17 protein-coding genes are annotated in these 13,746 nt (G+C 45.3%); 5 read left to right on the forward strand and 12 right to left on the reverse strand.

Annotated features, from left to right (window positions below):
* Nucleotides 1–75 precede the first annotated feature (75 nt).
* From OH458_RS08285 to OH458_RS08300, 4 genes are all read right to left on the reverse strand, one after another.
* Entirely contained in the window at nt 76–447 is a 372-nt protein-coding gene (locus OH458_RS08285; RefSeq protein WP_269977954.1) for a RidA family protein, read from the reverse strand.
* A 40-nt stretch (nt 448–487) separates the two neighbouring features.
* Nucleotides 488–904: a GFA family protein gene (locus tag OH458_RS08290; RefSeq protein WP_038212173.1), complete on the reverse strand. Its 417-nt coding sequence runs from the start codon at nt 902–904 to the stop codon at nt 488–490.
* Between the two features lie 135 nt (nt 905–1,039).
* Nucleotides 1,040–1,450 carry a GNAT family N-acetyltransferase gene (locus tag OH458_RS08295; RefSeq protein ID WP_269977955.1) on the reverse strand — a complete coding sequence of 137 codons (411 nt, stop codon included), beginning with the start codon at nt 1,448–1,450 and terminating at the stop codon, nt 1,040–1,042.
* A 334-nt stretch (nt 1,451–1,784) separates the two neighbouring features.
* A complete protein-coding gene (locus OH458_RS08300) occupies nt 1,785–2,519 on the reverse strand; it encodes an RNA methyltransferase (protein WP_269977956.1) in 735 nt (244 codons plus the stop codon).
* A 195-nt stretch (nt 2,520–2,714) separates the two neighbouring features.
* Here OH458_RS08300 and OH458_RS08305 point away from each other — a divergent pair, with 195 nt between their 5' ends.
* Nucleotides 2,715–3,353 carry an HD domain-containing protein gene (locus tag OH458_RS08305; protein WP_269977957.1) on the forward strand — a complete coding sequence of 213 codons (639 nt, stop codon included), beginning with the start codon at nt 2,715–2,717 and terminating at the stop codon, nt 3,351–3,353.
* 10 nt (nt 3,354–3,363) lie between these two features.
* On the opposite strand, the gene OH458_RS08310 is transcribed toward OH458_RS08305, so the two are convergent.
* Nucleotides 3,364–4,623: a peptidoglycan DD-metalloendopeptidase family protein gene (locus OH458_RS08310; RefSeq protein WP_269977958.1), complete on the reverse strand. Its 1,260-nt coding sequence runs from the start codon at nt 4,621–4,623 to the stop codon at nt 3,364–3,366.
* 104 nt (nt 4,624–4,727) lie between these two features.
* Here OH458_RS08310 and OH458_RS08315 point away from each other — a divergent pair, with 104 nt between their 5' ends.
* Nucleotides 4,728–5,600: an aspartoacylase gene (locus tag OH458_RS08315; protein WP_269977959.1), complete on the forward strand. Its 873-nt coding sequence runs from the start codon at nt 4,728–4,730 to the stop codon at nt 5,598–5,600.
* A 56-nt stretch (nt 5,601–5,656) separates the two neighbouring features.
* On the opposite strand, the gene OH458_RS08320 is transcribed toward OH458_RS08315, so the two are convergent.
* The 3 genes from OH458_RS08320 to OH458_RS08330 form a co-directional block, all read right to left on the reverse strand.
* Nucleotides 5,657–6,991 (reverse strand): dihydroorotase, encoded by a 1,335-nt coding sequence (locus tag OH458_RS08320; RefSeq protein ID WP_269977960.1) that lies wholly within the window; start codon nt 6,989–6,991, stop codon nt 5,657–5,659.
* Nucleotides 6,992–7,049: 58 nt separating this feature from the next.
* Nucleotides 7,050–7,505: a Fur family transcriptional regulator gene (locus OH458_RS08325; protein WP_269977961.1), complete on the reverse strand. Its 456-nt coding sequence runs from the start codon at nt 7,503–7,505 to the stop codon at nt 7,050–7,052.
* A 138-nt stretch (nt 7,506–7,643) separates the two neighbouring features.
* Nucleotides 7,644–8,081 (reverse strand): carboxymuconolactone decarboxylase family protein, encoded by a 438-nt coding sequence (locus OH458_RS08330; RefSeq protein WP_269977962.1) that lies wholly within the window; start codon nt 8,079–8,081, stop codon nt 7,644–7,646.
* 115 nt (nt 8,082–8,196) lie between these two features.
* Between OH458_RS08330 and OH458_RS08335 the strand changes: the two genes are divergently transcribed.
* The gene (locus OH458_RS08335; protein WP_269977963.1) at nt 8,197–9,111 is read left to right on the forward strand and encodes a LysR family transcriptional regulator; all 915 of its coding nucleotides are present in this window, start codon (nt 8,197–8,199) and stop codon (nt 9,109–9,111) included.
* Here OH458_RS08335 and OH458_RS08340 read toward each other — a convergent pair.
* Nucleotides 9,097–9,717, reverse strand: a complete 621-nt coding sequence (locus OH458_RS08340; protein WP_038135482.1) for a LysE family translocator — start codon at nt 9,715–9,717, stop codon at nt 9,097–9,099. The two genes, OH458_RS08335 and OH458_RS08340, sit on opposite strands and share 15 nt — an antisense overlap.
* Before the next feature lie 39 nt (nt 9,718–9,756).
* Entirely contained in the window at nt 9,757–10,467 is a 711-nt protein-coding gene (locus OH458_RS08345; RefSeq protein ID WP_269977964.1) for a GntR family transcriptional regulator, read from the reverse strand.
* Between the two features lie 135 nt (nt 10,468–10,602).
* Here OH458_RS08345 and OH458_RS08350 point away from each other — a divergent pair, with 135 nt between their 5' ends.
* Entirely contained in the window at nt 10,603–11,940 is a 1,338-nt protein-coding gene (locus OH458_RS08350; RefSeq protein WP_269977965.1) for a family 4 glycosyl hydrolase, read from the forward strand.
* 201 nt (nt 11,941–12,141) lie between these two features.
* Nucleotides 12,142–12,864 (forward strand): oxygen-insensitive NADPH nitroreductase, encoded by a 723-nt coding sequence (gene nfsA, locus OH458_RS08355; RefSeq protein WP_269977966.1) that lies wholly within the window; start codon nt 12,142–12,144, stop codon nt 12,862–12,864.
* A gap of 91 nt (nt 12,865–12,955) precedes the next feature.
* On the opposite strand, the gene OH458_RS08360 is transcribed toward nfsA, so the two are convergent.
* Nucleotides 12,956–13,300 (reverse strand): YajD family HNH nuclease, encoded by a 345-nt coding sequence (locus OH458_RS08360; RefSeq protein ID WP_038188024.1) that lies wholly within the window; start codon nt 13,298–13,300, stop codon nt 12,956–12,958.
* Between the two features lie 152 nt (nt 13,301–13,452).
* On the reverse strand, nt 13,453–13,698 hold the full coding sequence (locus OH458_RS08365) for a YdcH family protein (protein WP_269977967.1): 246 nt from the start codon (nt 13,696–13,698) through the stop codon (nt 13,453–13,455).
* Nucleotides 13,699–13,746: the final 48 nt, after the last annotated feature.

Here is a 13,746-nt window from a genome sequence, read left to right on the forward strand (position 1 = left end):
AACACAGCAGCCAAGATTTGAACTAACAACACCAAGCGTTCAACGTCCCCCTTGAACGCTTCATCGTATACGCACTCAAAGGCCGACGGTGGCCTCGATTTCTATCTGCAAATCAGAATGAATCAGTTTGGACACTTCTACCAGAGAACATGCGGGCAAGTGACCGTCATAGAAATCAAATAGAAGCTCTCGAATACTGCCTAGCATCGACATGTCGCGAACGAAAATGGTGAGTTTGACTAAGTCACTTTTTGAGCGTTTTTCTACCTTAAGGATTTCAGAGAGTTGTCCGAGAATCTCTTCCGTCTGCTCTATCAAACCAGACGCTTGAGCACCTGTTCCATAAGCTGTGAGCCCAGATACATAAAGTGTTTTGTTGTGCTTTGCTGCATGAACATACGGCCCTGCGATTTGAGGTAACCCCTCGTAAGTCATCCTTTCTACCACTTAACTTCTCCTTATACGCAACGCTTTGTTATATGTTTGGTTAAACCTTGTCCGCAAAGTAAGCCATGATTTCTGCTGTCGTCATTTCCTTAGTTTCGTTGGAAAAGCAGTAGTAACTTGGACGCATGTCGCTAAAGTACTGCATGTCCATTTTCAAACCTTCCAAGTTTGGAAATAAGCCTACAGGCATATTGTATTCACCAGTTTCTTTGAACTTGTAAAACAAATGAGTACCGCACTCTGCACAGAAACCACGAGAAGCCCAAGAGGATGACTTGTACATTTTAACTTTGTTTTCGCCCTCTATTTTCACTTGTGTCCCACATTTAACTGCGAAAAATGGAGCCCCACCCCAAGTCCGACATGACTGACAATGACAAACTGTAAAGTTAGGGTTGATGTTTTCTGCTGTGATTTTTACAGAACCACATAGACAGCTAGTCTGAGCGTAAGACATAAAATTACTCCTGAATTGATGAAAACATGTAACGCAGCATTAAGGTGTGAGCAAAGCTATCGCTTGCCTTATAAACATGAAACCCAACGATAGACTGAAAGAGCCACGCGTTGCGAATCATTCTTAAACAGTGTGTTATGCGTGTGGCTTAAACTTCTTCGTCATTCCTTGGCTGGATGGAGAAACAAGCTTGTACCCTAGTTTTTCGTAAAACACTGGCTCATCTGCGATCATTGAAACATAAGAGCCTTCAAGCGCTGCCGACGATAAATAGTTATCTATATGCTCCATAACATTCCGACCTGACCCTTGGCCTTGATACTCCGGAGCGACTGCAACATCCACAACTTCAAAGTTACATCCACCGTCTCCAACTACTCGCCCCATCGCAACTAGCGTGTCACCATCTCGAACCGAGATAGCGTACAAGCTATTTGGCAAAGCAATAGTGGCAGCCTTTAACGATTTTGGAGACAGACCTGCCTTCACTCGCATTTCGCAGAACTCTGATGGGCTAGGAACTTTCTCTTCGTATTTTATTGCCATTATGTACATCTCCCTTTATTGCATTCGAAGCATACACATGATAGCTGTATAAATAAACAGTAGAAGTGTATTTTTGAGTAGGCCGCGTAACTATCATCAGATTCACTAAACCGATCTAATCTTTTCTGACTAGAGCGCGGTGCACCACAGTGCCATGCAACAATTTGTGTAAGAATTTCCACATCTAAAAAGTAGCTTGAGTGGCATTCTGTATAAGGTTCTCACACGGCAAGAAATCGTTATTAAGGCAAGCTAAGACGTATTGAACTTCCGCAGGCACAAAAAAAGCGCAGTGACTGGTCATCACTGCGCTTTTTTAACATCTTGATTTGGCTTAACTGTGCTGGCGACGCAAGTTATCCAAAATAATGCCTGTAGCCATCGCGACATTTAGTGACTCTGCACCGCCGAAGGCTGGAATCGTGATCTTATCGGTCACAAACTTAGCCGCTTGCTCGCGAATACCGTGCGATTCGCTGCCCATTAGCAAGATCCCCTCGGCAGCAAATGCGGTTTTGTGAACGCTTTCGCCTTCTAAGAATGCGCCGTAAACAGGGAGGTTGGATTGCTCTAGGTAACTTGGCAAGTCAAGCTGGCTTACTGTCACACGGCCAAAGCTGCCCATTGTCGCACTGATGGTTTTTGGGCTGTATGGGTCAGCACAATCGGTGCTCGCTACAATGTGTTTAATGCCATACCAATCAGCAACTCGAATGATGGTACCTAGATTACCTGGATCAGACACGCCATCTAAGGCAATCATTAAGCCCTGTGCTTTTGGTGTTTCGACACTTGGAATTTCAACCACCGCAATCGCGGCATTGTTGCTAACCAGTGTGCTCGCTTTAGTTAAATCATCAAGCGACGCTTCGATGCACTCAAAGCCGCTCAGTTCGCTGTGGTTCTGTGCGAGAAACTCTTGCGTAGCAAAAATCTGCTTAACGGTTAGCGAGCTATTAGCCAACTCAAGTACGTTCTTTTCACCTTGCACCAAAAACAGACCATGCGCTTTGCGCTGTTTCTTTTGGCCAAGAGCTCGAAGTAATTTAAGTTGGTTTTTTGAAATCATAATTTGTCCAAGGTAATAGGGGTAACCCAAATAAAAGCGCGGCAATTATAGAGTAAAGCCTTGGTGAGCTAAAGAGGCGAACTTCGATTACTGACCACTTGCCCATCCTCTTCGCCACCACTTTAGGACCTTGTACACAGCTTGCCACAAGTTGTCGTGATACCATCTCTGCATAATCGTTTATGGAACAATAAGATGGCGACAATCGAACACTTCGAACCTCAGCTTTTGACATTTATTAGCCAAGAGATGGTCCAAGACCCTGCACATGACCTTAGCCATGTCGCTAGAGTCGTCAAAACCGCACGCGCACTGTGTGAGCAGGAAGGCGCAAAAATTGACATTGTCCTTCCTGCCGCCTATTTGCATGACTGTTTTACCTTCCCTAAGAATCACCCTGATCGCGCTAAAAGCTCTCTTATGGCAGCCGACAAAGCAACGGAATTTTTGAACAGCATTGGCTATCCGGAACAATGTCTAGCGGAGATTCACCACGCCATTTGCGCCCACAGTTATAGCGCTAATATTGCGCCAACCACGCTAGAAGCCCAGATCGTTCAAGATGCAGACCGATTGGATGCGTTGGGCGCAGTCGGAATTGCCCGATGTTTGCAAGTGAGTGCTAGCTTTGGCTCTAGCCTTTATCACGTTGATGATCCATTTTGTCACCAGCGCGAGTTGGATGACAAACGCTACACGGTGGACCACTTCTATAACAAGCTGTTTAAACTTGAAGCCATGATGAACACACCGGCAGCAAAACAAGAGGCGAAAAAACGTACTGATTATATGAAAGGATTTCTCGCTCAACTTCAGGGCGAAATTGAGCGATAAAACCAGCAGATCATCCCCCTTGTAATGGCTGGCTAACTTCAGAATGTTGATTCCCTACTTTTTGATCAAAAAAGTGAATACGGGCGATAAATTCGGGTTTATCGTTCGGTGATATGGATGTCGCCAAAGGTAAATCCGCTTTCATCGGATCCACGGCTCGGTTTCGCACCAATACCTCGAAGTGCAAGTGTGGCCCAGTTAGTCGCCCCGTCGCGCCAGACAAGGCGATTTTTTGCCCGCGCTTTACCCTTTGACCTTTCTTAACCAAGAACTTGCTTAAATGTAGGTAACGCGTGGTGTACACGCTGTTGTGCTTAATGACTAAATACTTCCCCGCGTAAGGGTGATTTCGCACTCCGACAACCTTGCCGTCACCGGTAGAGTAGATAGGGGCACCAACTGGCGTGGCGAAGTCCGTTCCGTTATGTGGCGTCACTCGACCTGTCACCGGGTGCTTTCGTTTCGGGTTAAATGGCGAAGTAATTCGACGATATTGCGAATCAACCGGAAAGCGATTAAACGCTCGTTCCAAGCTGTTTCCATCTCGATCGTAAAAGCGTCCATCTTTAGCAAGAAATGCAGAGACCTCTTTGCCCGACAGGTTAAACGAAATCGCTTGAATTTCACTATTTCCTGTTGGGTGATCACCAAGATATTGACGATTCACAAGCACATCGAAGCGATCACCAGCTCTCAACGATCGAGCAAAATTTACCTTATCTCGTAACACGCGTGTGATGTTGGCGATTTGACTGGCCGATAACCCCATCCTATGCGCCGATAAAGAGAAACTGCCATCAATGGTTCCACTATAAAGCACCTCACGCCACTCGCTAGGTTCCTCGTCTAGTTTATATTGAAACGTTTCTGGGTTCGCTTTATCCCTAGAGTAAGTAGCATGCTCAACCATACTCACATGATAAGTCAAAGAGTCTAGCTGTCGCTGCTCTCCCTTAAACACGAATTCCAAGTGATCTCCCGGTTGAATGGTATCGAGTTGCAAATGGGCGGAATCGGCTGATAGCACTTCTAGCAACGTGGTGTAGGGAATATCCCAAGCAGAAAAAATATCACTGAGCGTATCTCCGACTTTAACAAAATAGTGCGCACGAACTTCTCCACTATTGGCTGTGGGCACCGTTGCTGGGGCTTGCGTTATTTGTATTTCTGTCGGTGACGATAGAGGCTCGGGGTCGTCTGTAGGAATTAAAAACGCAACGGAGAGCGCAGCAATCGCGACAGCAGAGGCGAGAATTTTAAAGTGTTTCATTTCTGGTGGCCAAGCATGTAACATTTGTTATGTTATAACATAACTTTAGAAGTAGATCAGCTTACGCGTTAGGTAAGTGAACAAATCCAAAGGAACAGCAAGGCATGGCACAATTGAATCAAGTTTTACTCGTAGCCGGAACACACGGCAACGAACTCTCAGGGATATATCTACAGAAGCTCATCAATGAACGTTTGTTCGATGCAAATCGAACCACCTTTTCGTCATCAAGCATCATCGCTAACCCTGAAGCGGTAAAACGGAATGTTCGCTATGTCGATACCGACCTCAATCGATGCTTTTCCGATCGCGCTCAGAGCATGCCACTTGATTTACACGAACACGGTGTCGCTCAGCAATGGATAGCAAACCTAGATACAAACGCCAACCAACTGGTCATTGATCTTCACAATACCACCAGCAATATGGGAGCAACGCTCATTTTGCTCTCACAAGACCCATTTTACACACACATGGGGGCTTACATTAAGCAGCGAATGCCGGAGGCAAACATACTGTTTGAGGATAGGAAAACCTGGCAGGATCAACCCTACCTTTGCACGGCAGGTAAGTATGGGATCATGATCGAGGTAGGAGCCCAGGCTCATGGCGCTTTAAAATCTGATGTACTGGAAAACATGAAAAAGATGCTGAGTTTTGTATTGGATTACCTAGAAAAATACAATCTAGGGCAGCTAGATAGCCTCAGCAATTACGACGCCTATTTCTATACTGAAGAGGTGACAATACCACTTGGGCAAGACGGGCTGAGAAGTGCTCTGGTCCACCCAACCATTTGTGGCAGAGACTTCAACGTTGTCAAACCGGGCGAACCACTACTGACGACACTCTCTGGTTATGACATCTGTTGGGAAAAAGACCATGATATCTACCCTCACTTCATCAATGAAAGTGCTTACGCTTCATCTCATGTTGCGATGGCATTAGCAGAGAAAAAAACCATCGTCGTCAAATAGTGCCTATGTGTAGACAGCCCGAGCAACGACTCGGGCTATTTAATTGATGGCGCGCTCTATCGGTTAAAACTCAGTCGCATTGCAGCACCCGGCGCTTGGTTGATGTTTCCATCCACAAACATTAAGTGCCCATTGACCCATGTTTGCTTAATGGCAGCGTGAAACTGATGACCAGCAAAGGGTGACCACTGACAGTGATAAAGGGCGTTGTCATCACTAACGTCGGTCGTCGTCGAACGGTCAACCAGAACGAGATCGGCATAGTACCCTTCGCGGATAAAACCACGATCTTGAATCGCATAGCGAATAGCTGGATTGTGCGCGGTTTTCTCAACCACTTGTTCCATGGTCATACGGCCATGATGAACATGATCCAACAAAGTCAGCAGCGCATGCTGAACTAAAGGTAACCCAGCAGGCGCCTGATCGTACTCCACCTGTTTTTCTTCCAGTGTGTGAGGCGCATGATCCGTCGCGATAATATCAATTTGTCCGGTCGATAGCGCGTTCAAAAGTGCCGCTCGGTCACTGTTGTACTTGATGGCTGGGTTGCACTTAATTCGATTGCCACGCTCTGCGTAGTCATCGGCACTAAACCACAAATGATGAACACAAGCTTCTGCGGTAATACTTTTCCCCTCAACAGGGCCAGCTTCAAATAAAGCCAGCTCTTTTTCGGTGGTAATGTGAAGTACATGAAGTTGGCTTGAATACTTTTTCGCTAAGCTAACCGCGTACGACGAAGAGGCGTAACACGCTTCGTCATCGCGGAGAATAGGATGGTCATGAATGGTAAGAGGCGCGTTGTCCATTAATCGTCGCACTCTATTTTTTGCGATAACTGGGCCACTTTCACAGTGAGTCACAATCAGCACTGGCGACTCACGAAAAATATCTTCCAACGCTTTTGGTGACTCAACCAAAAGGTTTCCAGTGGATGCTCCCATAAAGACTTTCACACCACAGTGCAATTTGGGATTGAGGCGTTTAATTTCGGCTAAGTTATCTTCTGTCGCTCCTAAGTAAAACGAATAATTGGCATAAGCCGCTTCAGCTGCCAAGGCGAATTTGTCTTCCAACGCTTCAATCGTCGTCGTAGCAGGTGCAACGTTAGGCATTTCCATGAAGCTTGTGATTCCACCTGCAACCGCCGCACGAGATTCGGATGCAATGGTGCCTTTATGGGTTAAGCCAGGCTCTCTAAAGTGAACTTGATCATCAATCATTCCGGGCAATAAATAGGCGCCGTCAGCGTCTACAATGGTATCACCTGCCTGAGCTTCAATATGCGCATCTATTTTTGCGATACGTTGATCCACAATACGAAGATCGGCTTGTTGTACACTTCCTTCATTTACTATTCGGGCATTTTTAATCAATGTCGATGTCATGATCTATTCGGCTCTCCTTGAGGTTTAGAGTTCGTGGTCGGAAAAGAGGAGAGAAAGGCTACGAAGACTTCAAACACTCGTCACACACGCAGTTGATTTCAATTTGGGGCTGGATCACGGTAAATCCTTGTTGACGAGCATGGTTTTGCAACCCAGACATCAAAGAAGGATCGACCATCTGTTCGCTGATTTTGTTGCACTTTGAGCAGATGAAAAATTGGGGTGTGCCATGTTCATGCTCGCACTCAATATGCGCGCAAACAATAAACTTATTGGAAGCCTGTATCTTATGCACAAGTTTCAGATCCTCTAGAAACTCCAGAATCCGATACACCGACATGGCTTGAATCGAATGCCCCATTTCTTGTTGGCAATAATCAACAATTTCATAAGCAGACATCGCTTGATCGGCTTTCAATAAAGCATGTAAAACGAGCTGACGTTTGGCAGTCAGTTGCTTTCCTTGCTGCTTGCATTCGGCTTTTACTCTTTCAATGAGTTCCTCGTTCCGCACAGCGCTCTCCTTTCCAATTGAGGTTATGTTATATCATAACAAAATCAAAAACTCCGTAGCCTGAAAAAGAAAGACACAAAAAGCCTAACGTTTGAACGCTAGGCTGAGAGGATAGGAAAGAGTATTGATCGGCTATGGTTAGCCATGCGTCATTTGGGTCGCCACTGCAAATCGATTCCACGCGTTGATCATGATGACTTGCATCATCGCCTGAGCAAGAAGCGGTTCTCCCAATTCAGACAGAGCTGCGTCATACACTTGCTCAGAAACGCCGTGTTGCGCGATCTGCGTCATTTCATCGGTTAAGGCGAGCACCGCGCGCTCTTGCGGGTTAAACAATGGGGATTCTCTCCATGCGGCTAACGCGAATAATTTCTGCGTAGACACGCCAACGTTGTCCGCCTCTGCCACATGCATCTCAATACAGTAGGCACATTGATTGATCATCGATGCGCGAACTTTAATCAGTTTCTTTAATGACGCAGGTAACTCCGCGCCCTCCAAGTAGCCTTCCACTTCCAACATGGCTTTGAGCGCTTTAGGTTCAACACTGGCAATATTAATTCGTGAATTCATCTTCATTCCTTTTCATTTCTGTGAAGTCAAATTCATTGTGCATCAATCCAAATATCTGCAGAATACCAACCAAGCGCAGTTTAATTTTGCATAAAACGCAAAGGTGAGGCATGACATGTTTGAGTTGATTAGAGTGTTCAATCAGGTGGTCGAATCGGGGAGCTTTTCTCAAGCGGCGAATGCACTGAGCATGGCGCCTTCTTCGGTGGCACGAAACATAGACAACCTAGAGGCAAAGCTGCAAACGACTCTGTTTAAACGCAGCACCCGCCAACTGGTTCTAACTGATGAAGGGCGTTACTTTCATCATCAAGCCTTATCTCTGGTGGAAGAAGCGGATGCATTAGTCAATCAAATGAAGCAATCACCTAGCCAGCCCCAAGGATTACTGCGTATTTCAGCATTTGAGAGCTTTGGTAATGTCTTCCTAGCACCTTTGATTCCAATGTTTCTTGCCCAATATCCAAAAGTTCAAATCGAGCTTGAACTCGATAACCATGTGGTCGACTTAAATAGTGACAACATCGATTTAGCCATTCGCATTGGTACGCCGAAAGACAGTCGGTTAAAGGCACGAAAACTCCTCACTAACCGCACCGTATTAGTCGCATCACCTCAGTACCTAAAAGCGAACCTAGCCATCACCGAGCCAAACGATCTGAGTGGACACAATTGTTTATTGATTAGCCAGCAGCGGCAAAAGTGTCATTGGTATTTCAGCCGAGAAAACGAGAGACACAAAGTTCAAGTCACGGGCAATTTTAGCTCAAGAGGTGGCTCGCCCATATTGCAAGGCGCACTGCATGGTAGCGGCGTGTTGCTGCTGTCAGATTGGATGGTCGCTCCCTACCTAAAGCAGGGAACCTTGATTAATATTTTGCCCCAATGGCAGGTTTCTTATGGAGAGAAACGCAGCGATGAAATCTACGCGCTGTACAAGCCATCTCACTACCCGAAACCTCACATTCGCGCATTTATCGATTTTATTGTCCAACACTTGGATTCGATTGATGGCTTAACTGGCGAGTAGCCAGACACCGACGCCCATCATTAATGTGCCAGCAATCCGGTTCATTAAACGCACGTTCTGAGATTGACCAAGAAGACGCTTTAAGCCTTTGCCGCCTGTGGCGTAAAGTGTCATGCAGATAAATTCAAACAGCAAAATGATCGACACCAAGACTATCAACTGGGGCGTAAGAGCCGCATTTTGGTCGATAAAAGGCGGCAACAGCGAGATCATAAATGCCCATCCTTTTGGGTTGGCGATCGCAGTAACAAACCCTTGTACGACCAAGTCCCAATCGCTTTGCGGCGCCGAGTCTTGTTGTTCAACGTTAATCGCCAGTTTGCCGCGCGAGCGCCACATTTGAACACCCAAGTAGAACAGGTATCCTCCGCCAATCAACTTCAATGCGACAAACAGCCAAGGGTAGTTGAGCATCACTGCGGCGATTCCGAGTACTGCAGCCACCGCCACCAGCCCTACGCCAACAAGCTCTCCGGCCATCATCCATAACGTGCGTTTGTAGCCCACACTCATGCCAAGTGTCAGCGCCAACGTCATGCACATCCCCGGCGTAATCGAAACAAAAAAGAAAGTTGGAATAAACATTCCCAGCAAAGCGGTATTCATGGTTGAGTCTTTATATGGTTATTAGGATCTGGATTAGTATTAATTCGGACGCTTCGCGATGAACTCGAAACTGTATTGGTTCAGTCTGAAGTAGTTAACGCTATACTCAAAAACCGTTCCATTATCGAACTCACCAACAGAAAGTACCTTCAACAGTGGAGACTCATCTTCCACACCTAGCAGCTTGTTTACTTTTTTGTCTGCAATTTCAGGCATGACTGTTTGCTTGCTTTGCGCAATTTTCAAACCCTTTGCTTCAATGTACTCATATTTTGAACCGCGCATTGCATCTACGGTTAAATCAGAAAACAACGATAGAGGTAGATATGTGCGTTCCAGCATTTCAGGCTCACCATCAATCAATCTTAATCGTTCGATATGGTAAACCTTATCATGTTCATCAATCTCTAACTTGGATGCGACCAGTGCATCGGGCTCTTGCACCTCAAATGTAATAATTTCAGTCGTAGGCTCTTTACGTTGAGCTTTAACTTCAGCATAAAAACCACTGAGGTAAAAAGCATCATGGACTGCGGATTTGTGTTTTTTGACAAACGTTCCCCGTCCTTTTACTCGGTAAAGCAAATCTTGCTCCACCAATAACGTAAGGGCCTTTCTCACAGTCATACGACTGACCCCATACGTTTCAAGCAGTGAATTTTCTGGTGGCAGCATGTCACCTTCTTTATAAGTTCCTGACGTAATTTTGCCTACCAAATCATCAACAATCTTTAAATAAACAGGTTTCATAGTATCTCGATATTAGTTTGTATACATAGAGCATACATTAAATAGACATTAATTACTTTTTTTCGTTGACATGTACACCATATGTATACATAGTATGTACATATGATATACATAGCAACCAGAAAAGGTTCCAAAATGAAACGACAAAACCTAACTATTATCGGTGGTGGCTCTACTTATACTCTAGGTATGATGATGAGCTTGATTGCAGAAAAAGAGAATCTTCCGCTGAAATCGGTTCGTTTTTACGATATCGACGGCGAAAGACAGAGACTCAACGCTGAAGCTACCGCGATCCTTCTAAAAGAAAAGTATCCAGAAGTAGAGGAGTTTATTTACACAACTAACCGCGAAGAAGCGTTTGTAGACACAGATATATTCTTCATTCAGATCCGAACTGGTGGTCTAGAAATGCGTGAGCGCGATGAACAAATTGCTTTATCGCATGGCTGCGTAGGCCAAGAAACATGCGGAGCTGGAGGCATGGCTTATGGTCTTCGCTCTATTGGCGATATGATCGACCTAGTTGATGACATTCGAAAATACAGTCACGATGCTTGGATTCTTAATTACACGAATCCTGCAGCTATCGTCGCTGAAGCATTAAATCAAGCGCTTCCCAACGACAAGAAAATTTTAAACATCTGTGACATGCCGTGTGTGATCATGGAAAGCTACGCCAAGATGCTCGATTGTGAGCTTTGGGATTTGGTTCCTGACTACTATGGACTCAATCACTACGGCTGGTTTAGAAAGGTGTACAACCGCGAAGGCGAAGATCTTACTCAAAGAATTAAAGATATTATTCTAGAAAAAGGCCTACAAGCCAGTGCGGTAGATATCGCTCACGACCAATCTTGGCAGACAACATTCAAGAACATGAAGATGATGCTGGAAGACAATCCTCAGTTCTTGCCAAGTACTTACCTTCAGTACTACCTATATCCTGAGCAAATGGTGGCAAAAGAAGACATCAATAACACAAGGGCAAGACAAGTTATAAATGGCCGTGAAAAGACGGTGTTCGATATGTGCCAGCGCATTGTAGACAGTGGTACGACTGCCTACGAAAATTTACATGCTGATGTTCATGGTATCTATATGGTTCGCGTTGCTGCTTCCGCATTGTTCAACAAGGGAGAGAAGTATCTTGTTATCGTTCAGAACAACGGCGTCATTAGCAACCTACAAGAAGATGCAATGGTAGAAGTACCTGCAGCAGTAATGAGTCACGGTGTAGAGCCTTACTCTGTAGGCAAAATCCCAACCTTCCAAAAGGCGATGATTGAGACCCAACTAGGCTTCGAAAAGCTTGTTGTTGACGCATGGTTTGAAGGCAGTAGACAAGATTTGGTCAATGCCCTCACTCTAAATCGCACAGTGGTTAACGTTCAAACTGCAAAGCAACTTGTTGACGAGATTCTAGAAGAGAACAAGCAGTACCTTCCGCAATTCTTCAAGCAACAAGCGTAAATAAAACACCGTAATAAACAACAAAGGCTCTTTTTAGGAGCCTTTGAAATCGCCTTACTTCGCAATTCACTCAGCAAACTTCTCCCCAAAACGAACAGCAAATTACGATTGAAATTGGTTTTCGATTTACGCGTTTGGCAAATACCGTTATGGTGAATTCGTAACCCTATCGAATAACAAAAACAAGGACGTCATGCCATCATGAACAGTACCATTGAAACCATTCTCAGCCATTGCTCCATTCGAAAGTTCACTCAAGATCCAATTGAAAGTGAGCAGTTACAAACCATCATTCAAGCGGGCTTAGCTGCCTCTTCTTCGAGCTTATTGCAGGTTGTGTCAATCATCCGCGTTACCGACAAAGAAAAACGCAAGCTACTGGCACAATACGCGGGTAACCAAGCGTATGTTGAAAGCGCGGCAGAGTTCTTGGTGTTTTGTATTGATTATCAACGCCATTCGGCCATCAGACCGGATGTGCAGGTAGATTTCACCGAGTTGACGCTTATCGGTGCGGTGGATTCAGGCATTATGGCGCAAAACTGCTTACTGGCCGCAGAATCGATGGGACTGGGCGGGGTGTATATTGGCGGTCTAAGAAACAATGCAGCGCATGTGGATGAACTGCTCGGTTTACCAAGCAATACCGCGATTCTGTTTGGTATGTGCTTAGGACACCCTGACCAAAAACCAGAGGTAAAGCCGCGACTACCAAGCGAAGTTATTTTGCACGAAAACCAATATCAAGCGCTCGATTTAGAGGCGATTAAAACCTATGACCAAACGATGCAAGACTACTATGCGAATCGCTCTAGCAATCAGAAGCAAAGTACTTGGTCACAGGAAGTCACAGGAAAATTAGCGGGCGAGTCTCGCCCTCATATTCTGCCGTACTTGCACAGCAAAGGGTTGGCAAAACGCTAATACGGAAGGAAGTCGAAAAGGCTTGTTTGAGTCTTCTATAGCGACAATGTTGAGCACCAACCTCACAAGACTGACGTTGGTTGCTCAATCATCACTTTTTGAGCATGTTGGCTAAATCCGCAAATGGATTGTACGTCGCTCCCTGGTGGTCATCTTCACCCGGCTTTACTTCACTGCCATAGCGTTCATGTTCTAGGTATTTACTGTGCTCATGATCGTGACAGTAAAGACACAGTAGCTCCCAATTGCTGCCATCTTCTGGATTGTTGGTGTGGTCATGATCTTTATGATGAACGGTGAGCTCGCGCAGATTTGAGTAAACAAATTCTCGTGCACAGCTTCCGCATACCCAAGGGTAGAGCTTTAGCGCTTTCTCTCTGTAACCCGCTTCTTGGCGCTTGTAACTTGCGCTGGTTCCGTAACGATCTGATGACATGTTTGTACCTTAAGTCGAAATCAAGGCTTGATGCTAGCACGAGCGCAAACCGGAAAACAGTGAACTGGGCTACACCTCGATTGAATGTTCGCGTGTAGCTAGCAACCACAAAAAAAGAGCGACGAATCGCTCTTTTTTCTTCAATCATGTCGCTACTGATGAGCTTTAAGAATACGCTGGTGAAGATTATCTTTTTGCATCGCCCTATCGTGTTTCATTTGATGCATGTCTTCATCGCTGATCGGAGAGTCTCTCAACTCTAACGTTCTTATCTCCTTATCTAGCCCGTCATACGCTTTCATGTCGGTTAAAAACACATCGTCTGTTTTCGCTAGAGCAAGGATTGTCTCCTTAAATTCTGGAAACTCACTGAGTAATGAATGATCTTCACCTAACATAGTTACCCCTTTCGTTGTGATAGCAAAATGCTGATTTCTGCCGAATAA

It is taken from the genome of Vibrio sp. MarTm2 (genome assembly GCF_027587055.1).
GTDB lineage: Bacteria > Pseudomonadota > Gammaproteobacteria > Enterobacterales > Vibrionaceae > Vibrio > Vibrio sinaloensis_D.

Bases quoted from the DNA above. Each gene is read 5' to 3' on its own strand.
- OH458_RS08290 (WP_038212173.1), bottom strand. From the start codon at position 904: ATGTCTTACGCTCAGACTAGCTGTCTATGTGGTTCTGTAAAAATCACA.
- OH458_RS08295 (WP_269977955.1), bottom strand. From the start codon at position 1,450: ATGGCAATAAAATACGAAGAGAAAGTTCCTAGCCCATCAGAGTTCTGC.
- OH458_RS08300 (WP_269977956.1), bottom strand. From the start codon at position 2,519: ATGATTTCAAAAAACCAACTTAAATTACTTCGAGCTCTTGGCCAAAAG.
- OH458_RS08305 (WP_269977957.1), top strand. From the start codon at position 2,715: ATGGCGACAATCGAACACTTCGAACCTCAGCTTTTGACATTTATTAGC.
- OH458_RS08310 (WP_269977958.1), bottom strand. From the start codon at position 4,623: ATGAAACACTTTAAAATTCTCGCCTCTGCTGTCGCGATTGCTGCGCTC.
- OH458_RS08315 (WP_269977959.1), top strand. From the start codon at position 4,728: ATGGCACAATTGAATCAAGTTTTACTCGTAGCCGGAACACACGGCAAC.
- OH458_RS08320 (WP_269977960.1), bottom strand. From the start codon at position 6,991: ATGACATCGACATTGATTAAAAATGCCCGAATAGTAAATGAAGGAAGT.
- OH458_RS08330 (WP_269977962.1), bottom strand. From the start codon at position 8,081: ATGAATTCACGAATTAATATTGCCAGTGTTGAACCTAAAGCGCTCAAA.
- OH458_RS08335 (WP_269977963.1), top strand. From the start codon at position 8,197: ATGTTTGAGTTGATTAGAGTGTTCAATCAGGTGGTCGAATCGGGGAGC.
- OH458_RS08340 (WP_038135482.1), bottom strand. From the start codon at position 9,717: ATGAATACCGCTTTGCTGGGAATGTTTATTCCAACTTTCTTTTTTGTT.
- OH458_RS08345 (WP_269977964.1), bottom strand. From the start codon at position 10,467: ATGAAACCTGTTTATTTAAAGATTGTTGATGATTTGGTAGGCAAAATT.
- OH458_RS08350 (WP_269977965.1), top strand. From the start codon at position 10,603: ATGAAACGACAAAACCTAACTATTATCGGTGGTGGCTCTACTTATACT.
- nfsA (WP_269977966.1), top strand. From the start codon at position 12,142: ATGAACAGTACCATTGAAACCATTCTCAGCCATTGCTCCATTCGAAAG.
- OH458_RS08360 (WP_038188024.1), bottom strand. From the start codon at position 13,300: ATGTCATCAGATCGTTACGGAACCAGCGCAAGTTACAAGCGCCAAGAA.
- OH458_RS08365 (WP_269977967.1), bottom strand. From the start codon at position 13,698: ATGTTAGGTGAAGATCATTCATTACTCAGTGAGTTTCCAGAATTTAAG.